Below are 26641 nucleotides of genomic sequence, written 5' to 3' on the forward strand. Positions count from 1 at the left end.
ACCTATGCATAATAGGCATCCCATCCCGTGCCGTCGAGAGCGGAAGTGCGTATTTATGCGCTCCTGAAACAATTTCTCGCAATTTTTCTGCCAAAAGTTTGATCTACTCATTGATGGCAGGAATAACGAGGACACAAAAGCGAAAATCGAAAAATCCCCCGTTTGCTAGAATACACAGATAATATTCAGGGTTTGTTGCCGTAATACAGACCCCTATTTTTTTGCGCAATGTAAGGGTGTTGTCCTATGCAAACTATTGACGGTAATGGTGCAGTTGCCTCAGTCGCGTTTCGCACCAGTGAAGTTATCGCCATCTACCCGATTACGCCAAGTTCTACCATGGCTGAGCAGGCGGACGCCTGGGCGGGTAACGGGTTAAAAAACGTCTGGGGCGATGTCCCGCGAGTGGTTGAGATGCAGTCTGAAGCCGGTGCAATTGCCACGGTGCACGGCGCGCTTCAGACCGGGGCGCTTTCCACGTCGTTTACCTCTTCCCAGGGATTGTTATTAATGATCCCGACGCTGTACAAACTTGCCGGACAACTGACTCCCTTCGTTCTGCACGTCGCTGCGCGTACCGTTGCCACCCACGCGCTCTCTATCTTTGGCGATCATTCTGACGTGATGGCCGTTCGCCAGACCGGCTGCGCGATGCTGTGCGCCAGCAGCGTTCAGGAAGCCCAGGACTTTGCCCTGATTTCGCATATCGCCACGCTCAAAAGCCGGGTGCCGTTTATTCATTTCTTTGATGGTTTCCGTACGTCCCACGAAATTAACAAAATCGTTCCGCTGGCTGACGAGACAATTCTGAATCTGCTTCCGCAGGCGGACATTGACGCCCATCGCGCCCGCGCTCTGAATCCGGAACACCCGGTGATTCGCGGCACGTCGGCGAACCCGGATACCTATTTCCAGTCCCGCGAGGCCACCAACCCGTGGTACAACGCAGTTTACGACCATGTTGAACAGGCGATGAATGACTTTGCTGCCGCAACGGGTCGGGAATACAAACCCTTTGAGTATTACGGCCATCCGCAGGCGGAACGGGTCATTGTGCTGATGGGATCGGCCATTGGCACCTGCGAGGAAGTTGTTGATGAGCTGCTGACGCGCGGCGAAAAAGTTGGCGTGCTAAAAGTGCGTCTTTATCGGCCGTTCTCGGCGAAACATCTCCTCTCTGCGCTGCCGGAAAGCGCGCGTACCGTTGCGGTGCTCGATCGCACCAAAGAGCCGGGCGCGCAGGCGGAACCGCTGTATCTGGATGTGATGACCGCCCTGGCCGAGGCCTTTAATCATGGCGAACGTGAAACGCTGCCGCGCGTGATCGGGGGGCGTTACGGTTTGTCCTCCAAAGAGTTCGGACCGGACTGCGTGCTGGCGGTCTTCAACGAGCTCAGCGAAGCGAAGCCCAAGCCGCGCTTTACCGTCGGCATTTATGATGATGTGACGAATCTGTCCCTGTCGTTGCCGGAAAACACCCTGCCCTCAACCGCCAAACTCGAGGCGCTGTTCTATGGTCTGGGCAGTGACGGCAGCGTCTCCGCGACCAAAAACAACATCAAAATCATCGGGAACTCCACACCGTGGTACGCCCAGGGGTACTTCGTCTATGACTCCAAGAAAGCCGGCGGCCTGACCGTTTCCCACCTGCGGGTGAGCGAACAGCCCATCCGCTCTGCGTATCTAATTTCTCAGGCTGATTTTGTTGGCTGTCACCAGCTGCAGTTCATTGATAAGTACCAGATGGCCGAGCGCCTGAAACCTGGCGGTATTTTCCTCCTGAATACGCCATACAGCGCGGATGAAGTCTGGTCGCGCCTGCCGCAGGAAGTGCAGGCGGTGCTGAACCAGAAAAAAGCCCGTTTCTATGTGGTTAACGCGGCGAAAATTGCCCGCGAATGTGGCCTTGCCGCGCGTATCAATACCGTTATGCAGATGGCCTTCTTCCATCTGACGAATATCCTGCCGGGCGACAGCGCGCTGGCGGAACTGCAGGGCGCGATTGCCAAAAGCTACAGCAGCAAGGGCCAGGAGCTGGTCGAGCGTAACTGGCAAGCGCTGGCCCTGGCGCGCGAGTCGCTGTTTGAGGTCCCGCTGCAGCCGGTCAATTCCGCAAGCCCGAACCGCCCTCCGGTGGTATCCGATGCGGCACCTGATTTCGTGAAGACCGTGACGGCGGCGATGCTGGCCGGTCTGGGTGATGCCCTGCCCGTCTCTGCCCTACCGCCGGATGGCACCTGGCCGATGGGCACCACCCGCTGGGAAAAACGCAACATCGCCGAAGCGATCCCCATCTGGAAAGAAGATCTGTGTACCCAGTGCAACCACTGCGTGGCGGCCTGCCCGCACTCTGCCATTCGTGCCAAAGTGGTGTCGCCGGAAGAGATGGAGGCCGCCCCGGCCAGCCTGCATTCCCTGGATGTAAAATCCCGCGATATGCGCGGACAGAAATACGTTCTGCAGGTCGCGCCGGAAGACTGCACCGGCTGTAACCTGTGCGTCGAGGTTTGTCCGGCGAAAGACAGGCAGAACCCGGAGATTAAAGCCATCAATATGATGTCGCGTCTGGAGCACGTCGAAGAAGAGAAAGTGAATTATGACTTCTTCCTGAATCTGCCGGAAATCGATCGCAGCAAACTGGAACGCATTGATATTCGCACTTCGCAGCTGATCACGCCGCTGTTTGAATACTCCGGCGCCTGCTCGGGCTGCGGTGAAACACCGTATATCAAGCTGCTTACCCAGCTGTACGGTGACAGGATGCTGATTGCCAACGCCACCGGCTGTTCGTCTATCTATGGCGGCAACCTGCCCTCCACGCCGTATACCACTGACACCAACGGTCGCGGTCCCGCGTGGGCCAACTCGCTGTTCGAGGATAACGCCGAATTTGGTCTGGGCTTCCGCCTGACCGTTGACCAGCACCGCGCGCGCGTGATGCGCCTGCTGGAGCAGTTTGCCGGGCAGATCCCCGCCGGGCTCAATGACGCGCTTCACGCCGACGCGACGCCAGAGGTACGTCGTGAGCAGGTTGCAGAGCTGCGTCAGGCGCTTCAGGGCGTGGCGGGCGCTGAACAGCTGCTGACCGACGCGGACGCCCTGGTCGAAAAATCGATCTGGCTGATTGGCGGTGACGGCTGGGCTTATGACATCGGCTTTGGCGGACTGGACCACGTGCTAAGCCTGACGGAAAACGTCAATATCCTGGTGCTGGATACGCAGTGTTATTCCAACACCGGTGGTCAGGCGTCGAAAGCCACGCCGCTGGGTGCCGTCACGAAATTCGGTGAGCACGGGAAACGCAAGGCACGCAAAGATCTCGGGGTGAGCATGATGATGTACGGTCACGTTTACGTCGCGCAAATCTCGCTGGGGGCACAGCTTAACCAGACGGTGAAGGCGATCCAGGAGGCGGAAGCGTATCCCGGCCCGTCGCTGATCATTGCCTACAGCCCGTGTGAAGAGCATGGCTACGACCTGGCACTCAGCCACGATCAGATGCGACAGCTAACCGCGACCGGCTTCTGGCCGCTGTACCGGTTCGATCCGCGCCGTGCGGACGAGGGTAAATTACCGCTGGCACTGGATTCACGTCCGCCGTCAGATGCTCTGGCCGAGACGTTAATGCAGGAACAGCGCTTCCGCCGCCTTAACGCGCAGCAGCCGGAAGTGGCCGAACAGCTATGGAAAGACGCTGCGGCGGATCTGCAAAAACGGTATGACTTCCTGGCGCAGCTGGCGGGTAAAGCCGAAAAATCGACCAACGACTAGTCTCTCTGCCCGGCGCGTCCGGGCATTTTTTTGCCATAAAAAAACCCGGTGTATTCACACCGGGCGAATCCAGACAATCATTAAATATCTATTTAGTTCCCTAAATATTATTCATGCGAATTATGGATAAATAATCTTAAAGGCATATAACGCCATCAAGAATAGCTTAATTCACACCTGATTAATAATTTTAATTTATTATGTTTAGCCTTAAAGCATTCACCAAACCAATGACCATTACCGTTGATGTATTCAGTTTAGATTTTACTTAGTTCGTAACAATTATAATTTATTACTCTTACACGGGAGTGATTTAGCATGAGACAACTTTCGCATTCGGAAAGTTCAACAGGTAATTAAATAAAAACAACCGCAAAGGAATATCAACATGCAAAGAAAAGTACTGGCCCTGATGATTCCGGCTCTGTTAATGGCTGGCGCAACTCATGCAGCAGAGATTTATAATAAAGACGGTAACAAATTAGATCTGTACGGAAAGGTAGATGGTCTGCACTATTTCTCCGATGATAAAGGCGCTGACGGGGATCAAACCTACATGCGTCTGGGCTTTAAAGGCGAAACCCAGATCAACGACATGATGACTGGCTACGCACAGTGGGAATACAACATTCAGGCCAATAACACCGAAGGGTCTGATAACCAGTCCTGGACGCGTCTGGCCTTCGCCGGTATCAAAGTGGGTGACTACGGTTCCTTCGATTACGGTCGTAACTATGGCGTACTGTACGACGTAGAAGGCTGGACCGATATGCTGCCTGAGTTCGGCGGCGACTCCTACACCAAAGCCGACAACTTCATGACCGGCCGCGCCAATGGCGTAGCAACCTACCGTAACACCGACTTCTATGGTCTGGTGCAGGGTCTGAACTTTGCGCTGCAGTATCAGGGCAAAAATGAAGGCAGCAACTGTGACGAAAATGGTTGTTCTCAGGAAGGAACGAACAACCGTTCTGATAACAACATTCGTAACCAAAACGGTGACGGTTTCGGTATCTCCACAACCTATGACTTTGGCATGGGGATTACTGCGGGTGCAGCGTATACCTCTTCAGATCGTACTAATGACCAGGTGATCGCAGGCACCGGTGCAGCATCTCAATATGCTGGCGGCGATAAAGCGGACGCATGGACCGCGGGTCTGAAATATGACGCTAACAATATCTACCTGGCGGCAATGTACTCTGAAACCCGCAATATGACGCCATACGGTTCCAGTGACAGCACTTCAGGCGGCGGTATTGCCAACAAAACCCAGAACTTCGAAGTGACCGCACAGTACCAGTTCGACTTCGGCCTGCGTCCGTCCCTTTCCTACCTGCAGTCTAAAGGCAAGGACCTTGGCAACGGCCAGGGCGACCAGGATTTGGTTAAGTACGCTGACGTCGGCGCAACCTATTACTTCAACAAAAACATGTCCACCTACGTTGATTACAAAATCAACCTGCTGGATGAAGATGACAGCTTCTACAAAAACAACGGCATCGGCACGGATGATGTCGTGGCACTGGGCCTGGTTTACCAGTTCTGATTGCCAGAGCCCGCATCAGTATGCGGGCTCACCCATCTCTTGACGTTCGTCACAAAAAGCAGGTTCTGAAATCACGTGGTTGAGGGTAAGTTGAGGTAAAGCTGTTTAAACTCAGGTGATAGCCTTTCCATCACTAAGGATAACAGCGTTGTTTGGTCGTGTATCCGTTGTCGTACTAACTCTTTTAGCGCTCATCTGGATGGCGTTAATTTTTGATTTTGCTGATATTGTCGGGCATCTCAGTGCTGTGTTGAACCACCTGGATGGCGGTTAACATTATTCCCTGAGAAATGAAAAGCCACCAGCAGTGCCGGTGGCGGGAAAACGCACAGGTTGCGTTATTTTTTCACGGGTTGAGGCTTTTTATCACCTGATTCAGGGGCCTCACGCGGATCGTCTTTTTCAACACAAAGCATAGTTTCTCCTGTTTCAGATAACCACCCTCCACTATAGCCAGGCTGATTACAGAGTGGCCAGGCGGCAATTACGCCTGACCTGTTCCTTTCTTGCGAAAAGAGAGGTAGCCAAACACCCCGCTATCTCCATCCGAGGGATGGTTAACCCCGTCCATCACCGTCACTTCAGGGAAATCGAACGGTGAGACGTTATCAAAGCAGGCCACATTCACGCCGTATTCGTTTGGATTAGAACGCCGCTGATGGAACGTGTAAATTCCGCACACCGAGCAGAAAAAGTGCCGTGCCGTTCCCGTATTGAAGCGGTACTCCGTGAGCTTATCCTCACCTTTGGTCACGGTAATCCCTGACAGCGGCGCAGAGACGACGACCGCACCCCGCATGCGACAAAAGGAACAACTGCAGCGCCGCGCGGTATTCAGGCCATCCGTTAGCGCAACGGTAAAGGCCACCGCGCCACAATGGCACTGCGCATGACGAATATCAGCCATGGCTAGATCCCCTTCCTCACCAGGTCAGCAGCCTTGACGAAAACCTCATCCTCTACACCATCGCCTTTCTGCCTGCCGAGCCTGACCAGCTCATCAACAATGCTGTCGCGATCGATTGGTTTCTGGGCAGAAACCAGCCCAATAACGGCCGCCCCAATCGCCAGCCCCACTAATCCTGTTTGTTCGTCTTTGTTCTTCATACTCATGCTCCTGATACAACAAACAAGCGTAGCATGATTTTAAAAGCGCGGGGTTAGCCCGTATTTTGGCGCTTTGATATTTGCCGCCCAAATTTTGATATCGTTTTGCAGGAGAATAGTGAAATCAGATTTCAGATGCGTCACCATGCCATTAACGCTGTCTGCATCCACCACTGAAAAATGTTCAATTCTGTTCTTTCCTATTTGAACACAATTATATTTGGCGGGCAGCACCTTACCATTCACATTAAGCGGCAGATTATTCTCACTACAGCGGCCTTCCGTAATATATGACACCAGCAAATTAGCGGATTTCCTCCCGGGCTGGGATACGCTCACCATGACGGGAAAACCTTCCGAGGTCTGCGTCATATCATAAAGCACCGCATTTTTCATATACCAGGTATTATATTCCCGCTCCTGAAAAGCGGACCAGGCAGGTGCAGAATAAAGCACCAGCGCTGCCAGCGTAATAGAGACTATTTTCATGGGATGTTGCCGTCCGTGTTGTTGCACGTATTATTCAGATTGTGCAAAAAACAGCAACAACTTAAGAATAGTCCTACTACTATTGGCAGTGATGGAGGATTTATTCACGACGCGCTATCCGAATGACCGTCTTATCAACGTAGTGCTGGCATCTGAAAAACTCAGGTTAACTTGATGTCAAAACGGCCATCAAGAAGAAACAGGCGAGAAATGGTAAACCGCCGCCATCACGGCGATGCTAACGACAATGCTTAAGAAGAAGTAGGTTTTAAACGGCTGCTTTTGTGTTTTATGGCGAAAGAGCTGTTGGCCTACAATCGCGCCAGGCCAGCCGCCCGTTACGCCAAATACCAGCAGCGTGGCTTCCGGAACCCTGCGCATGCCTTTCCGCGCCGCCATTTTATCGGCACCATACATGACCAACGTCAGCATATTGATCAGCAGAAACCACATAGCCAAAGGGCTCGAGGTAAAAAGACTGCCGATCGCAGCAAAGATCAGAAGTAAATAACAAACGCGATTGAGGGTCATAGTACTGGCCAGAGAAGTGTTGAGCGGTTTTCGACGCCGCATTATACGCTACTTATGAATGTATCGGGCGGGAATTGCTGACAACAGGACAAACGTCACTCCACCCTCGCTTTAACCTTTGGCTTCGATAACAGAATTTTTATCAACTCCTTAAAAGGAACGGGTTTGTAGAAGAAGTAGCCCTGTAAAAACGTGATGTTATTGCGCATGAGGTAATCAAGCTGTTCCTGGGTTTCAACCCCTTCCGCCACAATACGGATTGACAGTTTTTTTGCCAGTTCCAGTACCGAATCCAGTATCAGGGTGGAATCCTCATTCTCATTAACCCTGGCAACAAAGCTTTGGTCGATTTTGATGTAATCAATGTGCAGGTCCTGCAGGTAGGACAGGCCGGAATATCCCGTTCCAAAATCATCCAGCGCGATTGCAAATCCCTTGTTATGCAGCCCATTCAGGGTTTTAACGAGATGTTCATCTACGTGGAGAGGTTCACGCTCGGTCACCTCCACAACGAGGTTAAGATCCTGTTGCACAAAGCTGCGCTTATAATTCAGACACTCTTCAAAAAAGGTAGAGGCAACGATATGAGACGCGCTGAAATTAATCCCGACATGAAATCCTTCCGGCAGCAGCGTAGAAATTGCATTCATCTGCGTTGCAACCTGACGCATTAAGCTTTGGGTTAAGGGAATGATTAGCCCTGTTTTCTCAGCAAGAGGAATAAATGACGAGGGAGAAATAAACCCGGATTGCGGATGCTTCCATCTTGCCAGCACCTCTACACCGCGCAAGGTGCCCTCTTTTCCGCTCACGACGGGCTGGTAATAGGGAATAATTTCATTTCTGTAGATGGCGGTACGCAGCGATTCTTCCGGCGAAATATCCTTAGACAGATATCGCTGAAGAAGATAAGCAGAAAGAGAGGAAACGAGCAGCAGAAATAACACCACTCCACCGGCCTGGTCGAATAATCGCGTTAGGCTAAAAAGAGGCGGAGCGTTAAATTGAATCGCGAAGGCATAATCAACGTCTTTTACCGTCAGAACATCGTTGTTTGAATGGGCTGCCGTCAAGACATCGCCAGATTGGCCTAAACGACGATTGCCGACCAGCAGCGAATACGCCACGCCACGTAGTGGCATATTCAGCGCATCCCGGATATGGCTGTCGCTGATGCTCACCATGATTCGGCTTCCGGCATGATTTGTCTGGTATAAGAGAACCGGCAGGCCGTTGACCGTACTTTTCGATGGAACAAGTAACAATGGCGCTTCAGGCAGCGCTGACCCGTTAACCAACAACACGCGGTTTCCCGGCAAGGAGGAACACCAGACCACATCTTTTTTCAGAATAACGATCGTTCTCAGATGGGGTTGTAATGCCGCTTCAGTGCCGAGCCGATACTGTCCTTCAGCATCACACTCATTCTCAGCAAGCCGCATTGCAACCTGGGTCGCATGATGAGCTTCTGTAAGAATGACGTGCATATTCCTAACGACGTAATGTGCCCCGGCAAGGCTGTCAGCCCGCGCCGAGTACCAGACCTGGATATTGATGATAAAAACGCCCAGCACAAAAATTGCCGTGGCTGCAGCTATGGAGATAGGTGCATGGCGCATTCAGGGTTCTCGACTCGAGTGACGTTGCCGCTTCGGTGATGCTGAAGTGATTGAATTATCTTCGCCTTAAGCATGGTTGATAAAGAAAGAAATACCATGTCCGCCGTCAGAAATTTTCCCCAAACCAGGCTCCGTCTTTGCACCTTCTCAAATGGGTAAATAAAAAGGCCGCCGAACGGCAGCCCTGGTTGTTAAGTGCTTATTAGTATTGCTTTATTGTCTTGACCGGCGTTCTTTCTGACCAGTCAGGCCGCTCGCCAGCCATGATTGCACGCTGTTGTGATGGCGTCACAGACTGCGTTATTTCAGGCATCGACTTGTATTCAGGTTGCTTAGGTGGGTTGAGAACCAGATCGGAGCTACAGCCTGACAGCAGCAAAACCGCCAGTAGAGATGTATTAAGCTTGAACACGCTAACCCCTTCCAATGGGATAAAAGTTACAGAAAATGCGTGGTGCCGATAGCATCCCGATGACTCGTTACTGATTATAACGTCACGCGCCGGGCTGCAGGCAGCAGATTCACCACACAGATACCCCCATAAGAATATATTTACACAACCAATGCATGCAACCCTTTGTATTCCAGCCAGCCTGTGTACAAAAGTAGAAGGAAAGCCGATTACGCTTCAAATATCGAGGGAGTTTATGCTAAAACCACTATTATGTTTCTTATGGTCAAGGGTTGAGAAGGGATTTGAATGGTTAAGGTTGAAGAATTAAAAATGAAGTACCCAGGCGCAGCGGCCTGGCAAATGGGTGACAGCCCGGAACTGGCGAACGTGCTTGCGAACCTGATTAAAAAAGGGCTCAAAACGGCCACCTGCGGATCTTTTGCCTCGTACTCGCAGGATGTATCTGCTCCACGGATAGGAAGCTACAACATAATCCTTGATGGTCAGAATGTCCCGGTCTGTGTGATCCGGCTGGTTTCCATGCGACTGGTGCGTTTTTGCGATGTTAATGAGGAATTCGCTCGCAAAGAGGGTGAAGGTGATTTAAGCCTTGAATACTGGCGGAAAGAGCATCAGCGATTTTTCTTCCGCGAAGGCCATTTTTCTGAAGATATGGAACTGATCGCAGAAGAATTTGAATTGGTTGAGGTGCTGTAAGCTGAGATAAAGTGGCAGAGATGTGTCGCTTAATTAAGCAGGCTTACTCATGTTAAGCTCATACACAACGCATTCCGTATCGTAGTGCCTCTCTATGGCTTTATAAGACATACCTAACCTTTTCATTACACGCTGCGATGCGATATTTTCTGGATCGGCCACGGCCACCAGATAAGATGCTCCCACCCGTTCTACAGCGTAATCAACGATCGCTTTCGCTGCCTCTGTAGCATAGCCTTTGCCATTGTGTTCAGGCACGAGGCGCCAGCCAATCTCTAATGGTGCCCCCTCCACGTTCGCCAGGTGCTGGAGGCATGCTGCACCAACGATCGCACCAGAAGATTTCTCTCTGATAGCCCACCATGAGAAGTGATACTTATCCCAGCGAGCCTGCACCCTTCTGATGCCCTCCCAGGTTTCTTCGGGCGTTTTAACGATACCCTTATTGATATAGCGCATCACCTCAGCATCACTATCCATTACCCTTAAGCCTTCATAATGTGAATCATTAAAGGGTTCCAGGATTAAGCGGACCGTTTCTATATTCATCTTAAATTCCTCTTGCATTCAGCCAGTACCTTCGTTGAACTCGTCCCGATAAAACACCCTAGCACAATGTAAGTTACTTCCGCTTTGGCACACAGGGATCATGGGTGGCGCTGGGCTTGTGCTTTGGTTTACGTCTTGTCGAAGATTTTATATCAAATAATCTCTGCTTTATCCCATGGAAGGAAAATCAATGGCGTTATGCGCTAGCGGTGATATTAACCATTGAATGGATCTAATCTCGCTAATTGCCCTACAATGCCTAACTTACAAGCTAAAGGAAAATGACATGTTCCCCTTTCTGAACACATTTAAGCGATTAATAAGCAAACAGCAAGAAACACATACCGCTCCTCAGAAATATTCAAATGATCAGCTTATCCAGTGGGCTACCGGTTGCATGCTGGAAGGGCTCCCGGATGACTTCTACCAGGCCAGACTGCTATGCACTCGCCAATCCGATCCTGAAAACCCCGATGGATGGATAGTCAACGTTAATCATGATGTGATGCTTAACCCTGACTCCGAATATGAGCGGTTCCAGCCAGCCGATGACCTCTACCCTACCCAGTGTGTGGAAATGTTACTTGATGGCAAGGAATGGAGTAATGCATCAATAACATTCAATAAAGAAAACGCATCGTTTAAATGGAGTTAGCCATTATGAAGCCCAACCGCAGATGAACATTGTAATGGTTTATCCGATCAGCAAGTCAAGCCGGGTAAGCCGACGCAGAATGCGTTTATCGAACGGTTCACCGGACGTACCGGACAGAAATCCTGGATTTTTACCTGTTCTGAACGCTGAATGAAGCACGGGAAATCACTGAACGCTGGCTGAATGAATACAACAGCGAGCGTCCTCATGAATCCCTGAATAACCTGACGCCGGAGGTAGCTTATTGGAATCGTTTTAATCTAGTAGAATTCAACTTTCGTTTGCGCTGTCATTGAAACTGGTTTCGGCGCCGGATTACCTGCGTTCTGTACTGTGGCATTACATATTTCAGGCACAAGCATTTCATTATAATGACAAGAACTGGTTGCTGTATAACCCTCCGAGAAAACTGATGAGTTTATTAGTTTATAATCAAGAGGCTTTCTTTTTTTATCAACATAAGATATTTCATTTTTAGACATAACGCTTTCTGAACTATAAAATTCAGAGCGCGTCAAATTATCGTCTTCATCATAAAAATGTTCAGATATTTTTTTGCCTAAAAAATAGGTGTCTTTAATTAATCCATTCGGGTAAAGAGTGTAACGCAACTCGTCACCGTTTTCATTTTTACTCAAAATGTGACATTTTTCATCAAGTTGTATTGAGAAAGGCTTGCCATCTCTATGGCCAATAAGACTTCCATTTGTATATTTTAGAATGGTTTCATGCCCAGAAGAAACATTATCAAGGTTTAAGCTATCAACACAACCATTTTTATTCAGTCTGATGGAGATTTTATAAGTGATTTTTCCATTCTCCTCAACATCAGTATCTAAGGATTTAACAGCCCCCTTAACTGGATTGAAATCAAACATAGTCGATAAGTTATAAAGTAGAGGTATGTAGTGATTTTCTGCAAAAGCCATACTAGAAAATAAGGAAGTACAAAGGAAAAGAGTAGAAGTTTTTATCATTTTTAAATCTTAGCTCAAGTTACCCTCAAATTAAGTAAGCTCATTACAGCATGCTTACTGCTAATCTTCAACATTGATACTGGCGGAGATGATTGCGCCACAACTGCGCCGTTTGCCGTAAAGTCGCTATCGTATCCAAACGTCTGAACGCTACCCTTTATCACGTATCGGCGCCAGATTTCACGCAGCAGTAAAACGTGCTGGCATTCGCCGCCGGAATCCGTACCATACGCGGCATACAATTTTTGCCCCTGCTGGCTCCGAAGGTAGTACTCAATGCAACAGAATCAAGAGATTAACAAAAAAGAGCAATACAACCTGAATAAGCTACGCTGATTTTGCCAACTCATTGATATCATTTACTTTACCATTGAATTCAATTAGTTATAGCATAATAACTTCTCCCTAAAGCTACCCAGAACTACATTTTTAATGCCCTTTTTTTGCCCCTATTTCGCATTTTTGCCCCTAAATTTGCCCCTAACACTAGCCAGTGCGCCACCCTTCTTCTCCCTGCCCTATACTTTAAGTCTGACATCTGGCTGGAGGTTTCTATGTGTGGGCGTTTTGCACAAGCTCAAACGCGTGAAGAATACCTGGCTTACCTGTCCGATGAAGCTGATCGCGACATCGCATACGACCCTGAACCTATTGGCCGATACAACGTCGCGCCCGGCACCAAAGTGCTGCTGTTGAGCGAACGCGACGAGCAGCTGCATCTTGATCCGGTTTTCTGGGGTTATGCGCCCGGATGGTGGGATAAGCCGCCACTGATTAACGCTCGCGTCGAAACCGCGGCCGCAAGCAGAATGTTTAAACCTCTGTGGCAACATGGCCGGGCGATCTGCTTTGCAGATGGATGGTTCGAATGGAAGAAAGAAGGTGACAAGAAACAGCCTTATTTTATCCATCGGGCAGACGGTCAGCCGATTTTTATGGCGGCGATCGGCAGCACACCGTTTGAGCGAGGCGATGAGGCAGAAGGTTTTCTGATAGTGACGTCTGCCGCTGACAAAGGCCTAGTGGATATTCACGACCGCCGGCCCCTGGTCCTATCGCCAGAAGCGGCCCGGGAATGGATGCGCCAGGACGTTGGAGGGAAAGAAGCGGAAGAGATTGTATCTGACGGCTCTGTACCAGCTGAGATGTTTATCTGGCATGCTGTGACCCGTGAAGTAGGAAATGTAAAAAATCAGGGGAGAAAATTGATAGAACAAATAGATATATAATCTGATGTACTTTTGATGTGTACTTTATATTTGGTTCAATATTATCTCACTTTAAGAAAGAAATATATTTGCAGCCATCGGACCACTAAGCCCATTTATACGATAAAATTCAACACGAACGCCAGGTTTTAACGTTTGGCTTTCATTATTTCTTAATGCAGAAATATGTAAAAAAACATCTTTTCTGCCATCTGATGGGATAATCAATCCCTTTCCGCTCTTGAAGTCAAAACTTTTGACAATTCCTGTCATTTTACGAGACAAATATTTTCCTAATGGCAATCCAGATTTGACTATACAGGATTGGTTAATAATAGCTAATCCTATTTTATTGGCCTTCCGGAAGGCTAAAATAAAATTTGCTTAATCATTCAGCATGTGCCTTAATGGTTTGACTGATTCGTTGCGATGATGAATCTAACTTTTCCAAAAGCCGTTCTCATAACCAGGTGTTATCTCTGATACCTCCTCCTCTTGAGTCCATACATATACCAGCATACGTTTCTTATCATGAGCTTGCTTGTCATTTTGAAATGTTCAAACGGAGTTTGTATGTCATCTAAAATCATAGGCCTTGTTAAGTGGTTTAACGAAGATAAGGGGTTTGGCTTTATCTCCCCACTCGATGGAAGTAAAGATGTTCTTGTTCACACTTCTTCCCTGCTGGGAGAAACATTTAATACTCTGTTTGAAGGACAAAAAGTCAAATTCGCTATCATAGCTGGAACTAAAGGTCCAATCGCTGCCAAGGTAACACTTTGCGATAGATAATTTTTAGATGGTTTACTTTAGCCAGCATGACTTTATCAGTGGAAGGTGATTGTTCGGTTACGCACATCATTACAACAGGCCAGCCTATTTACTTACCATCAAGTTTGCTGACCGATGTGATGAAATGCAGGACTGCTGCATGAACAGTCTCAAAGCAGAAGCTAACTGCTTATAAAATACTAAAGTGCGTAAGAGGTTAGGCAGCCTCTAAAAGCATCACTTCTTATTTTTTTAATTTTTTTAGAAGCGCTGGGAAGATTTGAATAAAGCACAGCAGTATGGGCACACCAATTGAGCCCCCTTTTGTACACGATTGTAACTATGTTCGGAATCTTTTGAGCAGTTTGGACAAGGACATTTTACTAAATAATTACGGCGGAATTGAGTGTTTTTACGTGCTGACATAGACTTCTCCAGTTCAAATGGACCGTTACAGTACACGTTAAGTCAGTATAATGCTTGTTTTAATTTCGATAGAGGCAAAAAAAAATGAACAAACAGCCCCCCTTTCGAACACCTGCAGGGGCTAAAAGCCCTCAAAATACATGGTGATATATGAAAAAAGTAATCATTTTTTTTAATGGTAAGCCAAGTAAAGTTATCACTGTGCTTAAAGGTGTGACATCAATACGCGAAGAATATCCTAATGGAGAAGTGATAAACCTTCAGATAATGTCAGCAGGTTTTCCCTCTTTAACAGGTGACCATGAAGTGGTCTATGTGGCATCAGATCGAGAGCTTACCTCTCAGGAAATATTAGATGCGGCGCAGAAGTATCTTTGACTCAAGGGATTCAACGCCAACGTTCATGAAATCATTATTATAACTACGTTTAATTATTATAGCCTGCTTAACGCAGGCTTTTTTTACCCCCACACAAACATTTATAATTAAGACATGTACATCTAACACCATGGCAATATGACTTTATTGCTGAAGAAACCATAAGGCTTCCATGAAAATTCTATATTACACAGTATTAATAGTTATTGAAGCCCCATTCTCAGATAATAATATCAACCCTCTTATCTTAGGTCTCTTGCATGACCGAAACTATTCAAGTAAGTCAAACCGAGGCGTTAAACTTCCATCCCATGCATTCATTGGTTCAGAGGGTCAGGCAGTTTTAGAGTGGGAGTCTGAAAAAGATGGAGCAGAAAAACTAAAAAAAAGACTCTACCAGATGCTGCATGGAATTACACGTTTAGAAGAGTCTCCCACAGCAATTTTTCTAATGATTTGCCCAGAAGATAAAACCTTAACCTTTGTTTCAAGACTTAAAGTAAAAAAATGAACATCGATATTTTAACCTTCACCATCTGAAAATACCGTGACCGTGAAAACTGCGAAAGAAAATCATGAGGCACATCAGTAAATTTTGTATCATTTGCTAAGCATTGCTGTTACATTCGTTTTAATGATGAATCCTCCTCAGCGGCAGGGCTAACTAACCTGATGATTTGTATATCAAGCGGCTCATCGTGAATTTCTGAAGCAGCGAGTCACGAGTGGTTAGCTCAATGACTCACCGGGAGGCACCCGGCATCATATCCATAAGACCCTGTATAATTGCAGGGGCTTATTTACATTACAAAAGCATAGTAGTAGACATATTACTCTTAATACTCATAGCCGATAATTAGGTTCGAATGAATATACCGTTTAAAGAATCATCTAACTTTTATTAGGTCTGAATACCTCGTAGTATATCGTGGAGATAACATATCCCGTTTCATCTGCCATTGCTGCTGTATGCCCTGCCCGGCAAAATAAAGCGTTCCCTTTCCATCTTTCGCGTTCAGATAATCCAGAACTTCCATCAACCTATCGCTACCAGCACGCGGCGCGTTCTCGTCGAACAAGTTGAGCTGGGCCACACCATGGCTAAAGAAGTCACCCAGCATAATGCCGGCTTTCTGGTAACGGTGTCCGTCTTTCCAGATTTTGTCCAGGCACTTTACCGCGGCGTTAATGATGTCGCGTGAATCCTGAGTGGGGGTAAGAAACTTCATGGACGCACTGTTACCGTAATACGGCTCGTTAAGCGCAAAGGGAGAGGTTTTCACGAACGCAGAGATAAACCGGCAATACTGGTGCTCACCACGAAGCTTTTCAGCACCACGGGCCGCATAGCTGCAGATGGCCTGACGCATCTGCTCATAGTCCGTGACGCGCTCGCCGAACGATCGGCTGCAGACGATTTCCTGCTTTGCCGGCGCAAACTCCTCCAGCTCAAGACAAGGTTCTCCGCGCAACTCCCGGACCGTTCGCTCGAGTACCACGTTAAAATGTTTACGGATAATCCATGTGCTTTGTTCTGAGAGATCCAGAGCCGTTTTGATGCCCATGGCGTTTAACTTCTTACTGATGCGCCTGCCGACGCCCCATACATCTTCTACAGGCACAATAGCCAACAACCGACGCTGGCGATCGATATTGGACAAATCAACCACTCCGCCCGTCTGCCTCTGCCATTTCTTGGCGGCGTGATTTGCCAGCTTAGCGAGTGTTTTTGTCTGCGCGATGCCAACCCCAACGGTCAGGTGCGTACGCTTCAGAACGGTAGCACGGATCTCTTTGCCGAACTCTGTCAGGTCCCGGCAGTTGCGAACACCTGTCAGGTCGCAAAAAGCTTCATCGATACTGTAAATTTCGACGCGGGGGCTCATTTCCTCAAGCGTCGTCATTACCCGGTTCGACATATCAGCATACAGCTCATAGTTGCTACTGAAGCAAACAACGCCAGCGCGCCGGAACAGCTCTTTTTGCTTGAAGAACGGCTCTCCCATAGTAATTCCAGCGGCTTTGGCCTCGGCGCTGCGTGCTATTACACAGCCGTCATTGTTCGAGAGAACGACCACTGGTCGCCCTCTCAGGTCTGGCCTGAATACCGTCTCGCATGATGCGTAGAACGAATTCACATCACAGAGCGCAAACATGTTCAGCTCGCAGATTTAACGATGAAAGTCACGACGCCGAAAACGTCGAGCGTATCCTCGCTACCGACGATGATCGGTGAGTACGCGCTGTTCATTGGAATGAGCTGCACTGTCGGGCGCAGTTGCAGTCGCTTAACAGTAAACTCCCCTTCCACCGCGGCGATGACGATATCTCCATGCTCAGCATTCCGGGAACTATCCACCACCAGCAGATCGCCGTCGCTGATCCCGGCTTCAATCATCGAGTCCCCTGCAGCTTTAACGAAATATGTTGAGCTGGGGTGAGCGACAAGTAACTCATTGAGATCAATGCGCTGTTCAACGTAATCAGCCGCGGGGCTTGGGAAACCGCACTGGACTAAGTCACTGAAAAGTGGAAGAGCGATAATTTCTCGCAGTTCTGCAGGCCTAATGAATTCCACGATACGCACCTCAAATACTGTTTTTATATACAGTAGTTTTAACTCTGGTGCTGATCAAGATGCCCCTTCTCGTATGTGTGGCTACTTCATAGCCGCTTCGCTTCTAAATATTTAAAGCTGTTGAAGTTTTAGTAATTGTAAATTTTCAAGAACGCGGTTCGTTTGCTCAATTAAGTATCTACGTGTGCGCGATATCGGTATTGCTCCAAATTGCCTTGACTTTAAATGTTTTAAAAGCAAAAACACTGAATACATAAACAGCAACAAAGGAACTCTATGTTCGTTGAGCTTGTTTACGACAAACGTAATGTTGAAGGGTTTACCGGTGCCAGGGAAATTATTCTTTCCGAACTAACCAAGCGTGTGCATCGTATCTTTCCTGATGCAACAGTAAATGTTAAGCCGATGCAGGCGAACAGCCTCAATAGTGATGCCAGCAAGAGCGATCGAGAAAAACTCAACCGCATGCTGGAGGAAATGTTTGAAGAGTCCGATATGTGGCTTATCCCGAATTAAACATATTGATTGCCTTGACGTTACAGTTACTACCATCCATGGCTGGTAGTCTTTGAATTCTCGTTTATTTGGAATTTGTCATTCAGCCGCAACCCCATTCTTGCATAGGACGAGGTTACGGCTATTCATCCACCATCAGACCGGAACTTGTGGCCAGCCAGGTTTTTCAGCGCGTAGATCGACACGGCTGAGTAGTACACGATAACGCTTCCAGACCAGCAACCCAGCTTTTTCTTCATCACTTGCAAGATCAACGTCTACTGCCTCCTGCAGCGATTCGATAATAGCATCGGCTTCCGCTCTCATTTCGTGTTGCGTGTTGAGGTTGTCCAAGTATGGGATAACCGGGCGTTCCCCTTCGACAAGGATTTCCCCTTCTACCAGGCTTTCAGGCCCACTCACCGCACGGTAACTTGTTTCTGTTACAGCCCAGTATTCTTTATCTGGCATAAGTATAGCCTCCTACATCGAGATATAGTCCACCACCAGACACGGCGGACAGGTATTGATAAAAAATGTTAGGGTACGAGCGGAACGGGATCTCCGCTGTAAACTTCCCGTTAATCGGTATATTGATCATATCCCCTGAAGCTTCATTAGTGCTGCCGATGGCAGCCACGCCTGCTGTAGCGCCGTTGTTGGCAGAAAGTAAACAGGTAAGCGCCGTGAGTGGGTTAAGTGAACTAACGTCTACCGCCGTTCGTGGTGTCGCTGTTCCTCCGGCTAATACGCGGTTGACGGAGTACCATGCCCCCTGTAGAAATGCCCTTCCATCAACCGTGTTAACCCCGCGCACGCCGTTCGATGCATCAACACGGAAACTGCCGAGATATCTGCGTGACGTATCATCTGTCTTTGTATGCGCCGGATAAGCATAAGGTGTTGGCACCGTCGTGGAGATTTCAATCGCAGGCGTTCCATTGTTTGAATACAGGTAAACGTGATACCAGGTTGACGCTGTGGTAGCCCCAATATTTGCCGTAACTGGCGCCGATACTTCCAGGGGAGCACCTGTAGAGGGGATCACAGCTGCGCCAGCAGAAACCGTTACTGTCGTTGTCGACACGGTCAGATCTAAACCACGGATAAAGCGCTTATTGATCGAATCGGTTACACGAGTGTTTACCTGCTCAATTCTTGCCGCCAGTGTTGCGGCATCCATGCTGCCTGAGTTATTGATGCGGCCAAAGAGTTGCCCCCAGATAACACCAACGGCACGCGCTGCCAGAATATCGGTAGCAGTATCTTTATAGACATCACTGGCCCTAGAAAGGTCAATACTCACCTGTGACGCGGTCGTGGTTGAAGCGCTTCCCGCCTGAGCGCTGTTTGGATAGGTATTCGTGGGCGCGAATACGCCGCTGGTTGACGCTGTATTAGCAAAAACACCCGTTCCGGACGCGCCGATCGTGCCTTTAGCGTTTGGCGCTTCCCCATGAAAAATGCCAGCCTGAGCTGTTGTACCACCGGTTAATGCCACTTGCGCAATCGAGCCCGCCTGCACACCATTGTAATCAGGGCAGCGGAAGTGGTCCGCATCAACCTCTGCGAATGCCTGCCTCAGCTTAGGGTCTGCCAGCCATTGAGAGTTAGTCACCACTGGAAGAGACCCTGAGGACATTGCAGCCTTAACGCTGGTGTAGGTCGCATAAGGCAATATCTGTCCATCATATGCAACGCCACCAGTGGGGATTGTTGCGCGCGTGGGAGAATACATTGGCAGACCGAGAGGGATAGTGGCCACGCCGTTTATGGCAGCCAAAGCAGTTTCTACATCACCGATGGCAATACGATCCGATTCGGCTTCCTGAGCGGATTGGGCTGCATCGGTCTTTGACTGTGCAGCACTGGCTTCTGACTGAGCCGCAGCATCAGCTTTCTGCGTAGCTGTGGTCGCTGCGCTTTCGGACGCGGTTTTATTCTGTACAACCTCTGTTTTGTCTAAGGCTACCTGTTGCGCGTCCACATGAATCTGAGCAGCCAAGGTTTGAAGAGCATCCACATCAATGCTGTTAAGTAACTCGACAATCTTCAGCCATGACGGACCGGAGAACGAGGAACCGTCGGGGAGCCTGACAGTGATGTTACCATCGTCACTGAAGATAGCCTGCCAGTTCTGCTTGTCATAGTTCAGACCACGCAAAGCCTCAGTTGTCTGCGCCACCAGCGCGGCCGTCACCAGATTCTGGGTAGCACGCGGCACGGCATTCCAGGTAGAAGCAGATTGTGTTGGGCCGGGGAATTTGCTAACTAACGCTAACTCTATATCGCTGTCGACTGTTTTCACCGGCAGGGTATATGTGATACCACCCACAGTTGAGACAATGAAGTCACCTGCTGCAATTTCGCTTCTGAAAGAAGTTCCGATTCCAGCAACAATAGCGGACCCGTTTGTCAGAGTGATAGTTCCTGCAGACATATGCGCTCCTTTCGGGCAATAAAAAAACCCCGCAAGAGCGAGGTTTATTAAAAAATGATTGAGTTAGTGGCAAGTGGTACAACTGAACGTGTTTGCGCTAACCCATGACCAGTTAAATGGGTAACCGGCACGGTACTGGGTCTGGTTATTTTGCTTGCGCACGCCGTAAATCTGGACGATGTTTTCCTGTCCGCCGATCAGGGCCGTTCCGGTACATATGGGTTGCTGCTTCTGAAGAACGCCAGCGCAACCAGAGAGCAATGCAGCCACCGCCAGGCAAAGAATCATGTATTTCATAGTGGTTATATCCCAGGGTATTCAAGGTGCTAAACATTAACAAGATGAATCAAAGGGATATAATTGATTCTGTAGATCAATTTCATAAGATTGATCGCTGAAAACGATCAATCGTAGTTGGCGCAGTTGATGGCCATAATCACGTTTCTCAGATTTGAATACGCGACGTTCTGAAGGTTACCGCTGGGGGTTGTTTGTGGCCGGGCGAATATCCGCGTATTGCTTCCCTCAGGTTTTGCCATGCTCTTGTAAATTGCCAAGTAGGGCTGCGGCTGGCCGCCAGCCGAGATAACTCCAGTAATTAGACCTAGCATAGCAGGCATACAAGCCCATTTCCCCGCCAGCGTGGTATTGATGTTATAGCCTGAACTAGCATCTACACCGGCATTGCCGAGTGTTACCACATCGCTGAGCGTACGCGTTTCATTTGTCAAAATCAGCGTCCCTGACGCATCCCATACAGCCAGTCCATAGTTTGGTTTTGTCTGTGGGAAAATAGAGAAAAAATAAACGTACGCTGTGCCTGTTGCATTTGGCCTGAGGAAATCAACTGTGATGGTGTTCCCGCTTATCGTCTGGGTGATTTCCACCTCAACAGTGCAATGAACGAAGGCGACTACGGGCTGACCTGAGGGAAATGTGTGCGTCACTTTGGTGTTGAAACCCGATGTTCCCTGAAGAGCCGCTGTTTTTCGAGCCTGTAGAGCAATTGGCGAACTGTTCGCGGTCACCCATACTTCTCCTGCCGTCGTTGTCAGTAAAACGCCATACTGCGCCATTTATGCCCTCTCTATCTGGAAAATGAGATACGCCGCAGCCGCAGGCTCAGTCCCTGCGGAGTAGTCGGTATCGTCTACTGCCGATACCGTTGCGGTGCCACCTGAAATAGTGATCTTCCTCCGGCTCGTTCCCCACTGATCACCGTTCATGATCTGAAAATAAGTAAGCTTACACCCCGGTGGAAGCACGACTGAGTAAGAGCCTGTTTTCTGGTTCTGAGCCAACTGAAGATATCCACTTACACTGACTGGCTTAATCCCATAGTTGTTCACCCTGCCTGAGGCGTCCCAGGTTTCAACACCGTACTGAGCCATAGCTGTTCATCCTAAAAAAAGAGCCCCGTCTGAGGCCCAATGTTTACCACGTTCCCGTAATTCTCCCGATCTGCACCCTCAACACATTGTTGGCGTCACGCACACTGATTGTCTGGTTTGTCTGTTTCATGGCTCCCTCTCCAGCTGTCGAACCGTAGTTCTCGAATGTTCCTGATTTATCCAGCCTCCATCCGACAGACCCAGCAACGTAGTTATTGGACTGGATGAAGCCGCCAATTTTGGCATTGGTGATCGTGCCATCCTGAATAAACGCTGAGCTGATAAACACCTGACCATTCACCACTGCGAAAGGAGAATACTGCGTGTCTCCACTACCGCTCATCAGCACAAACTGGTTAGCATTGAAACCGACCCGCGTCACAACCGGTTTGCCAGCCTCAGCCAGCACGGCAATCGACATTCCAGCGTTATACATCACATCGTTGATGCGAACCCCTGCCTTCAGGGTATAAATCGCCGTGGCGCCGTCCGCATCAACAACTGCAGTAAGCTTATCTTCAAGCGTTGCCGTGACGTCCTCAATTTGCGCCTGTACTCTCGTGGAGAGTTCAGCCATAGCTTTATCGACCTCGGCTATTGTCGTTCTGACAACGAGGATTTGAGCGCGAACCTCACCATACTGCGCCCACTGATGATCAACCGTTGCGTTGTTCGCCAGTGCGTTTAGAAGTGCAGCCTCCAAATCTGTATCGATGTCGCTTGTAAGCCGATCGCCATCAGCAGAGCTCAGGAAGTCATCTGCTATATCACCCAGATAGTCATCAGCATTATCGTTAGACAAGCCGCGAATCCAGTCGGTATAACCTGATTCATTTCCTGTTTTGTCCACCAGCTGCGCGCGATACCAGAATTCCTGCCCCGCCCTGAGTCCAAGCTGGGTATATTCAGCAGATGGATAAGGCACGTCTGACAGAAGTAGCGGATCTGAGAAGTCGCTGTTGGATGTGTACTGGATTTCTGTTTTTAGAGTATCGCCGGTGTTTGCCGGGAACCCCCAGTTCAGACGAATACCCCAGTTAATGCCCGTAGCCATGAAGCCCACTGGCTTGGGTGGATTGCCTACTTTACCCGTCAGCATTTTCTCTTCTGAATATCCCCATCCTGAAGATATTTCGGCAGCATTGATGGCCCGCACGCGCACAAGATAACGTCCGGCATAAATTCCCGGAACGTCGAATGACGTGGTGGAGCTGCGCGGCACGTTAACCCAGTTCCCGTCGTTGCGGCGCCATTGCGCCTCATAGGCGATAGCATTTTGAGCCTGGTACCAGCTCACGCGCATGGTTTCGATGCTGATATTCTGCTGAACTACTGAAAACGAGCTAATCACTATGTTGGCAGGCGGCGACTGGTTACCGGGAGGAATGACACTAACCGGCCGCTGATCTATGACGGCACCTGTATCAATACGGGCATATTTATCCGGATCGTGATTTGCCCCCGTGATGGTATATGTCCCGTCATTGTTATCAGTGACACTAATTACCCTGTACTGCTGCGCATAGAGTTCATCACTTTCAATAACCCATACAGCCTCGGCCTGTGGAAGCTCGCTAAAAGCGGTGGTCACGGTGACCATTTCACCGGACAGGGACTGAATCGTCCGGGATTGGGTAATACCCGACGGTAGGTTTACCATTATCCTGTCGCCGACCTTAGCACTTGGTACCCGGTCAAGTTTGAGTACACGACCATTAACCGCAGATAATCGACCACCTAAATCTCGGCCAGAGAGATTTCGGTCAGCGACAGCAATTATGTAGCCAGGCTGAGGGATATTGCCGTCCAGACCAACGTCAAACGTTACAACCCTGTCTTTATTGTTGGTCAGGATCCCCCAGCGCCCTTTCCTGTTAGCCTCAGATTGCCGGGTGCATCCGATAGCGGTGATCTCAAGCTGGTTGAAACCATAGCGCGCCACCAACTCCTGTTCGAAGACTGGCTCCATTGCATCTGCATACCCATTTGCCGGATCAGACCAGGAAACAAGAGCGTTCGTGTAGCGACTTTTGGTTGTACTGCTGGAATATACGAATTTGCCGTCAACGACATTAGCATGCGTGTAGGTAAAATCGACATCTCTGGGCATGTCTGCAAGGGCAACAATTTGGTCATCTCCCCAGTAGGTCATGCCTCGAAAAATGGCGGCAAAATCTCGCAGGACGGTGTAAGCGTCATTTCGATCCTGAATGTATACGTTGCAGGTGTAACGAGGTTCAGTTCCGCTGCCGCCCTTACCATCCGGTACCGATTGATCACAATATTGAGCGATCTGATAAAGCGTCCATTTGTCGATATTGGCTGCCGTTAGCCGATTACCAAGGCCGAAGCGGTCAGTAACAACCAGATCGTAAAATATCCACGCAGGGTTATCCGTCCATGCCCACTTAAATGCTCCCGTCCAGGTGCCGCTGTACGTTCGTGTTTCTGGGTCATAGGTATCGGGCACACGAATAACACGCCCGCGGGGCTCGCAAGAAATTTGCGGAATTGAGCCATTGAACTGGCTCGAGTCAAATTCGATGTATAGTAACGCGGTATTCGGATAACGCAGTTTGGCGTCGATTACTTCCGTGAAGCTTTGCAGAGTCAACTTATCGCCGATCTTCGCGCTATTTGCGTCAGCTGTAATCTTACGCAGCCTGATGGTCCAGGTGCTGCCAGCCTGAGGTAAATCGATACGGTGGCTGCGCTCGTAACCAGAAGTCGTTTTCCCGGTCACGCTGGTATTTAGCACCATCTGCCAGGTACCGCCATCTGTCTGCAGGTCAATTGCGTAGTTGACCGAATAGCCAACCAGATCGCCATCGTCCTCCTGTTTGAAGAGAGAAGGCCATTTTAGACGCAGGCGAACAGCTGAAAGCTGCGTATTGGTAAAAGTACGCGTCCATGCGGTGGTGCTGGAAACTTCGGTACCCACATTAATTTCGTTTTCGGTACCCGGGATCCCTTGAATGTATTTTTGCGCCTGAGTTCCAGAACGAAACTCCCACGCCACACCGCTGAAGTTCTGTGAACCATCTGCGTTCTCAAGTGCGGTGCCATCGAGATAAATATCGCGCGCAGTAAGGCCACCAGCAAACTCCCCCTCTCCCAGCGCGAGAAGGATTTTTGTCTTGGCTACTGACTGCAGGTCGTCTGGCTGTTCTGTAGGAGTTCTTGAGCTTGAACTGCCGCCCTTGCGGCCTTTAATAGCGGTTGCTATAGCCATATTGCGCCCATAAAAAAAGCCACCAGGAGGTGGCTTGTTGATAAATCTATTTACTGTTGGTCTTCTACATAGATACCGGCGGAGATGATCGCGCCACCTATACGGCGCCGTCCGTACAAGAGTGGTACCGGATTGCCCTGAGCTGTCGTATTTGTTACTCCACCAAAGGCATAACTGGCCTTGTTGTCTGCCGATTGCTTGCTGGCAAGTCCGGTTGTCTGTGGAGATAGCATCTGCACAACACCGCCAAGGGCCATCGCAGCGCCAAATTGCATTAGAGGAACGCCGACAGCACCACCGCCAAAGTATGACGCCACAGCACCAACTGCGACCAAAGCCACGCCTAAGATGGTCTGGAATACTCCACCACGTTTACTCCCGATGATAACCGGCGCGATACGGATGTCAGCTGTACTCTGATCCATAGAGAGCTCATCATCGTTCAGGTTACGCTTACCGCTGAAAACAGCATAGGTTAGGCCGCGCTGCTTGCTGGTATTCAAAAAACGCTCGAAGCCTGGCACGATAACGCACAATGCTCGGATAGCTTCTTTTGGTGAGGCTACTGAAAGTTGGAATTCGCGGCCAAACGTAGTCCCCAAAACACCATATAGGCGAATAGTACGGACGGATTCGTACATTATCCCTCCTGCATGATTATGCTTTTATGCCTGACAATTTTCATGGTTCTCTCCATCCAGTAACCTCCATATGGCACACGTTGACTGAGGTGACCATAAAGATGATGCAGTAGCATGTTGCCTTCCAGCAGAATCCCCGCGTGATTCCACTTATCAGCCTGAACCTGCATGATCACCATATCGCCAGGTTTTGGCGGCCCGTCGAATTCACGGAATCCGCACTCATACCAGCAATCCTGATAGAAGTTGTCCGGATAGTCGTTTTCCCACCACGGATAATCAACACGGTAATCCTGAAGTTCGACATCTTGCTCCTGCCGGAAATAGCTCATCACCAGCCCCCAACAGTCGTAGTGTCCGAGCACAAACGGGCGCCCGAGCAGCGGCAATTCTCCGCGGGGAGTAATGGTACGAAAGTCTCCTTCCGGCCAACTCACAATATGCCAGGGCAGCATCGTTGCATCGCATTGAGCCTTGTCCAGTTCGCTTGGTTGGGACGTCGCGTCAGGGTGACTGTGTACGATTCCCGTTATCGTCCCCCAGTCTTCAGCAGCAGCGTAATCCTCTGGTGAAAGGTGAAACTGTTCCGTTGGTTCAGCCGCCAGGTTACGGCATGGGAAATAGCGTTCCACCCGGCTTTTCTGCGCTATCACGCCACAGCATTCGCGGGGATATTCTTTCGCTGCATGCGCCAGGATGTCCTGAATTGTTTTCTGACGCATA

The 26641-nt window shown here is 49.3% G+C and carries 29 protein-coding genes and 3 pseudogenes; 11 read left to right on the forward strand and 21 right to left on the reverse strand.

Annotated elements, in window-relative coordinates:
- Window positions 1-246: 246 nt before the first annotated feature.
- Window positions 247-3771 (forward strand): pyruvate:ferredoxin (flavodoxin) oxidoreductase, encoded by a 3525-nt coding sequence (gene nifJ / locus L362_RS14640; protein WP_023344253.1) that lies wholly within the window; start codon window positions 247-249, stop codon window positions 3769-3771.
- 388 nt (window positions 3772-4159) lie between these two features.
- The gene (gene ompC, locus L362_RS14635; RefSeq protein ID WP_008501279.1) at window positions 4160-5320 is read left to right on the forward strand and encodes a porin OmpC; all 1161 of its coding nucleotides are present in this window, start codon (window positions 4160-4162) and stop codon (window positions 5318-5320) included.
- 338 nt (window positions 5321-5658) lie between these two features.
- Here the strand turns inward: ompC and L362_RS24895 are convergent, their stop codons facing one another.
- From L362_RS24895 to L362_RS24610, 7 genes are all read right to left on the reverse strand, one after another.
- Complete coding sequence (locus L362_RS24895; protein WP_223239581.1) at window positions 5659-5736, reverse strand: hypothetical protein; 78 nt, start codon at window positions 5734-5736, stop codon at window positions 5659-5661.
- A gap of 68 nt (window positions 5737-5804) precedes the next feature.
- Window positions 5805-6227: a GFA family protein gene (locus L362_RS14630; RefSeq protein ID WP_008501278.1), complete on the reverse strand. Its 423-nt coding sequence runs from the start codon at window positions 6225-6227 to the stop codon at window positions 5805-5807.
- Between the two features lie 2 nt (window positions 6228-6229).
- Window positions 6230-6427: a hypothetical protein gene (locus L362_RS14625; RefSeq protein ID WP_008501277.1), complete on the reverse strand. Its 198-nt coding sequence runs from the start codon at window positions 6425-6427 to the stop codon at window positions 6230-6232.
- 39 nt (window positions 6428-6466) lie between these two features.
- Entirely contained in the window at window positions 6467-6916 is a 450-nt protein-coding gene (locus L362_RS14620; RefSeq protein WP_008501276.1) for a hypothetical protein, read from the reverse strand.
- Window positions 6917-7105: 189 nt separating this feature from the next.
- Window positions 7106-7447: a DUF1294 domain-containing protein gene (locus L362_RS0122915; RefSeq protein WP_032637746.1), complete on the reverse strand. Its 342-nt coding sequence runs from the start codon at window positions 7445-7447 to the stop codon at window positions 7106-7108.
- Window positions 7448-7542: 95 nt separating this feature from the next.
- Window positions 7543-9066: an EAL domain-containing protein gene (locus L362_RS14615; protein WP_023344254.1), complete on the reverse strand. Its 1524-nt coding sequence runs from the start codon at window positions 9064-9066 to the stop codon at window positions 7543-7545.
- A gap of 202 nt (window positions 9067-9268) precedes the next feature.
- Entirely contained in the window at window positions 9269-9478 is a 210-nt protein-coding gene (locus L362_RS24610; protein ID WP_126287803.1) for a hypothetical protein, read from the reverse strand.
- Window positions 9479-9766: 288 nt separating this feature from the next.
- Between L362_RS24610 and L362_RS14610 the strand changes: the two genes are divergently transcribed.
- Window positions 9767-10177 carry an ASCH domain-containing protein gene (locus tag L362_RS14610; protein ID WP_023344255.1) on the forward strand — a complete coding sequence of 137 codons (411 nt, stop codon included), beginning with the start codon at window positions 9767-9769 and terminating at the stop codon, window positions 10175-10177.
- 33 nt (window positions 10178-10210) lie between these two features.
- Here L362_RS14610 and L362_RS14605 read toward each other — a convergent pair whose 3' ends face one another.
- Complete coding sequence (locus L362_RS14605) at window positions 10211-10726, reverse strand: GNAT family N-acetyltransferase (protein ID WP_023344256.1); 516 nt, start codon at window positions 10724-10726, stop codon at window positions 10211-10213.
- 286 nt (window positions 10727-11012) lie between these two features.
- Here L362_RS14605 and L362_RS14600 point away from each other — a divergent pair, with 286 nt between their 5' ends.
- Together L362_RS14600 and L362_RS24615 are read left to right on the forward strand one after the other, a co-directional pair.
- Window positions 11013-11381: a hypothetical protein gene (locus tag L362_RS14600; RefSeq protein WP_023344257.1), complete on the forward strand. Its 369-nt coding sequence runs from the start codon at window positions 11013-11015 to the stop codon at window positions 11379-11381.
- Between the two features lie 54 nt (window positions 11382-11435).
- A pseudogene (locus L362_RS24615) lies at window positions 11436-11677 on the forward strand (transposase); the annotation flags it as partial.
- Here the strand turns inward: L362_RS24615 and L362_RS23775 are convergent.
- Complete coding sequence (locus L362_RS23775) at window positions 11642-12358, reverse strand: YnfC family lipoprotein (RefSeq protein WP_023344258.1); 717 nt, start codon at window positions 12356-12358, stop codon at window positions 11642-11644. The pseudogene L362_RS24615 and the gene L362_RS23775 overlap by 36 nt on opposite strands.
- 151 nt (window positions 12359-12509) lie before the next feature.
- Here L362_RS23775 and L362_RS25085 point away from each other — a divergent pair.
- Window positions 12510-12599 (forward strand): annotated as a pseudogene (locus L362_RS25085) (hypothetical protein); the annotation flags it as partial.
- A 313-nt stretch (window positions 12600-12912) separates the two neighbouring features.
- Complete coding sequence (locus L362_RS14595) at window positions 12913-13587, forward strand: SOS response-associated peptidase (protein ID WP_023344259.1); 675 nt, start codon at window positions 12913-12915, stop codon at window positions 13585-13587.
- 51 nt (window positions 13588-13638) lie between these two features.
- Here the strand turns inward: L362_RS14595 and cspF are convergent, their stop codons facing one another.
- The gene (gene cspF / locus L362_RS23785) at window positions 13639-13851 is read right to left on the reverse strand and encodes a cold shock-like protein CspF (RefSeq protein WP_071787680.1); all 213 of its coding nucleotides are present in this window, start codon (window positions 13849-13851) and stop codon (window positions 13639-13641) included.
- A 288-nt stretch (window positions 13852-14139) separates the two neighbouring features.
- Between cspF and L362_RS14590 the strand changes: the two genes are divergently transcribed.
- Window positions 14140-14358: a cold shock domain-containing protein gene (locus L362_RS14590; RefSeq protein ID WP_023344260.1), complete on the forward strand. Its 219-nt coding sequence runs from the start codon at window positions 14140-14142 to the stop codon at window positions 14356-14358.
- A gap of 240 nt (window positions 14359-14598) precedes the next feature.
- On the opposite strand, the gene L362_RS24900 is transcribed toward L362_RS14590, so the two are convergent.
- Window positions 14599-14763 (reverse strand): YnfU family zinc-binding protein, encoded by a 165-nt coding sequence (locus L362_RS24900; protein WP_213729873.1) that lies wholly within the window; start codon window positions 14761-14763, stop codon window positions 14599-14601.
- Window positions 14764-14913: 150 nt separating this feature from the next.
- Here L362_RS24900 and L362_RS23790 point away from each other — a divergent pair, with 150 nt between their 5' ends.
- Window positions 14914-15141 (forward strand): hypothetical protein, encoded by a 228-nt coding sequence (locus tag L362_RS23790; protein ID WP_025910815.1) that lies wholly within the window; start codon window positions 14914-14916, stop codon window positions 15139-15141.
- A gap of 172 nt (window positions 15142-15313) precedes the next feature.
- Window positions 15314-15652, forward strand: coding sequence for a hypothetical protein (locus tag L362_RS24620; protein ID WP_126328652.1), 339 nt, complete (start codon window positions 15314-15316; stop codon window positions 15650-15652).
- A 376-nt stretch (window positions 15653-16028) separates the two neighbouring features.
- Here L362_RS24620 and L362_RS14585 read toward each other — a convergent pair whose 3' ends face one another.
- Together L362_RS14585 and L362_RS0122920 are read right to left on the reverse strand one after the other, a co-directional pair.
- The gene (locus L362_RS14585) at window positions 16029-17297 is read right to left on the reverse strand and encodes a Y-family DNA polymerase (protein ID WP_023344261.1); all 1269 of its coding nucleotides are present in this window, start codon (window positions 17295-17297) and stop codon (window positions 16029-16031) included.
- A 2-nt stretch (window positions 17298-17299) separates the two neighbouring features.
- A complete protein-coding gene (locus tag L362_RS0122920) occupies window positions 17300-17719 on the reverse strand; it encodes a translesion error-prone DNA polymerase V autoproteolytic subunit (protein ID WP_032637749.1) in 420 nt (139 codons plus the stop codon).
- A gap of 276 nt (window positions 17720-17995) precedes the next feature.
- On the opposite strand from L362_RS0122920, the gene L362_RS14580 reads away from it, so the two are divergent.
- Window positions 17996-18235 (forward strand): DinI family protein, encoded by a 240-nt coding sequence (locus L362_RS14580; protein ID WP_023344263.1) that lies wholly within the window; start codon window positions 17996-17998, stop codon window positions 18233-18235.
- A gap of 135 nt (window positions 18236-18370) precedes the next feature.
- Here the strand turns inward: L362_RS14580 and L362_RS25045 are convergent, their stop codons facing one another.
- From L362_RS25045 to L362_RS14550, 8 genes and pseudogenes are all read right to left on the reverse strand, one after another.
- Window positions 18371-18685, reverse strand: coding sequence for a tail fiber assembly protein (locus tag L362_RS25045; RefSeq protein WP_023344264.1), 315 nt, complete (start codon window positions 18683-18685; stop codon window positions 18371-18373).
- Window positions 18686-20246: 1561 nt separating this feature from the next.
- A pseudogene (locus L362_RS23795) lies at window positions 20247-20654 on the reverse strand (phage tail protein); the annotation flags it as partial.
- A gap of 63 nt (window positions 20655-20717) precedes the next feature.
- Window positions 20718-20951, reverse strand: coding sequence for a phage exclusion lipoprotein Cor (locus tag L362_RS14575; RefSeq protein ID WP_023344266.1), 234 nt, complete (start codon window positions 20949-20951; stop codon window positions 20718-20720).
- Window positions 20952-21058: 107 nt separating this feature from the next.
- A complete protein-coding gene (locus L362_RS14570; protein ID WP_023344267.1) occupies window positions 21059-21730 on the reverse strand; it encodes a hypothetical protein in 672 nt (223 codons plus the stop codon).
- Complete coding sequence (locus tag L362_RS14565) at window positions 21731-22045, reverse strand: hypothetical protein (protein WP_023344268.1); 315 nt, start codon at window positions 22043-22045, stop codon at window positions 21731-21733.
- 43 nt (window positions 22046-22088) lie between these two features.
- On the reverse strand, window positions 22089-25277 hold the full coding sequence (locus L362_RS14560; RefSeq protein ID WP_023344269.1) for a TipJ family phage tail tip protein: 3189 nt from the start codon (window positions 25275-25277) through the stop codon (window positions 22089-22091).
- A 50-nt stretch (window positions 25278-25327) separates the two neighbouring features.
- The gene (locus L362_RS14555) at window positions 25328-25918 is read right to left on the reverse strand and encodes a tail assembly protein (RefSeq protein WP_023344270.1); all 591 of its coding nucleotides are present in this window, start codon (window positions 25916-25918) and stop codon (window positions 25328-25330) included.
- A complete protein-coding gene (locus L362_RS14550; protein ID WP_023344271.1) occupies window positions 25918-26640 on the reverse strand; it encodes a C40 family peptidase in 723 nt (240 codons plus the stop codon). The genes L362_RS14555 and L362_RS14550 overlap by 1 nt, the downstream gene beginning before the upstream one ends.
- Between the last annotated feature and the right edge of the window lies 1 nt (window position 26641).

It is taken from the genome of Enterobacter sp. MGH 16 (assembly GCF_000493175.1).
Lineage (GTDB): Bacteria > Pseudomonadota > Gammaproteobacteria > Enterobacterales > Enterobacteriaceae > Enterobacter > Enterobacter roggenkampii.

Excerpts from the sequence above, each read along its gene's own strand:
- nifJ (WP_023344253.1), top strand. The coding sequence starts at position 247 with ATGCAAACTATTGACGGTAATGGTGCAGTTGCCTCAGTCGCGTTTCGC.
- ompC (WP_008501279.1), top strand. The coding sequence starts at position 4,160 with ATGCAAAGAAAAGTACTGGCCCTGATGATTCCGGCTCTGTTAATGGCT.
- L362_RS24895 (WP_223239581.1), bottom strand. The coding sequence starts at position 5,736 with ATGCTTTGTGTTGAAAAAGACGATCCGCGTGAGGCCCCTGAATCAGGT.
- L362_RS14630 (WP_008501278.1), bottom strand. The coding sequence starts at position 6,227 with ATGGCTGATATTCGTCATGCGCAGTGCCATTGTGGCGCGGTGGCCTTT.
- L362_RS14625 (WP_008501277.1), bottom strand. The coding sequence starts at position 6,427 with ATGAAGAACAAAGACGAACAAACAGGATTAGTGGGGCTGGCGATTGGG.
- L362_RS14620 (WP_008501276.1), bottom strand. The coding sequence starts at position 6,916 with ATGAAAATAGTCTCTATTACGCTGGCAGCGCTGGTGCTTTATTCTGCA.
- L362_RS0122915 (WP_032637746.1), bottom strand. The coding sequence starts at position 7,447 with ATGACCCTCAATCGCGTTTGTTATTTACTTCTGATCTTTGCTGCGATC.
- L362_RS14615 (WP_023344254.1), bottom strand. The coding sequence starts at position 9,066 with ATGCGCCATGCACCTATCTCCATAGCTGCAGCCACGGCAATTTTTGTG.
- L362_RS14610 (WP_023344255.1), top strand. The coding sequence starts at position 9,767 with ATGGTTAAGGTTGAAGAATTAAAAATGAAGTACCCAGGCGCAGCGGCC.
- L362_RS14605 (WP_023344256.1), bottom strand. The coding sequence starts at position 10,726 with ATGAATATAGAAACGGTCCGCTTAATCCTGGAACCCTTTAATGATTCA.
- L362_RS14600 (WP_023344257.1), top strand. The coding sequence starts at position 11,013 with ATGTTCCCCTTTCTGAACACATTTAAGCGATTAATAAGCAAACAGCAA.
- L362_RS23775 (WP_023344258.1), bottom strand. The coding sequence starts at position 12,358 with ATGATAAAAACTTCTACTCTTTTCCTTTGTACTTCCTTATTTTCTAGT.
- L362_RS14595 (WP_023344259.1), top strand. The coding sequence starts at position 12,913 with ATGTGTGGGCGTTTTGCACAAGCTCAAACGCGTGAAGAATACCTGGCT.
- L362_RS14590 (WP_023344260.1), top strand. The coding sequence starts at position 14,140 with ATGTCATCTAAAATCATAGGCCTTGTTAAGTGGTTTAACGAAGATAAG.
- L362_RS24900 (WP_213729873.1), bottom strand. The coding sequence starts at position 14,763 with ATGTCAGCACGTAAAAACACTCAATTCCGCCGTAATTATTTAGTAAAA.
- L362_RS23790 (WP_025910815.1), top strand. The coding sequence starts at position 14,914 with ATGAAAAAAGTAATCATTTTTTTTAATGGTAAGCCAAGTAAAGTTATC.
- L362_RS24620 (WP_126328652.1), top strand. The coding sequence starts at position 15,314 with ATGAAAATTCTATATTACACAGTATTAATAGTTATTGAAGCCCCATTC.
- L362_RS14585 (WP_023344261.1), bottom strand. The coding sequence starts at position 17,297 with ATGTTTGCGCTCTGTGATGTGAATTCGTTCTACGCATCATGCGAGACG.
- L362_RS14580 (WP_023344263.1), top strand. The coding sequence starts at position 17,996 with ATGTTCGTTGAGCTTGTTTACGACAAACGTAATGTTGAAGGGTTTACC.
- L362_RS25045 (WP_023344264.1), bottom strand. The coding sequence starts at position 18,685 with ATGCCAGATAAAGAATACTGGGCTGTAACAGAAACAAGTTACCGTGCG.
- L362_RS14575 (WP_023344266.1), bottom strand. The coding sequence starts at position 20,951 with ATGAAATACATGATTCTTTGCCTGGCGGTGGCTGCATTGCTCTCTGGT.
- L362_RS14570 (WP_023344267.1), bottom strand. The coding sequence starts at position 21,730 with ATGGCGCAGTATGGCGTTTTACTGACAACGACGGCAGGAGAAGTATGG.
- L362_RS14565 (WP_023344268.1), bottom strand. The coding sequence starts at position 22,045 with ATGGCTCAGTACGGTGTTGAAACCTGGGACGCCTCAGGCAGGGTGAAC.
- L362_RS14560 (WP_023344269.1), bottom strand. The coding sequence starts at position 25,277 with ATGGCTATAGCAACCGCTATTAAAGGCCGCAAGGGCGGCAGTTCAAGC.
- L362_RS14555 (WP_023344270.1), bottom strand. The coding sequence starts at position 25,918 with ATGTACGAATCCGTCCGTACTATTCGCCTATATGGTGTTTTGGGGACT.
- L362_RS14550 (WP_023344271.1), bottom strand. The coding sequence starts at position 26,640 with ATGCGTCAGAAAACAATTCAGGACATCCTGGCGCATGCAGCGAAAGAA.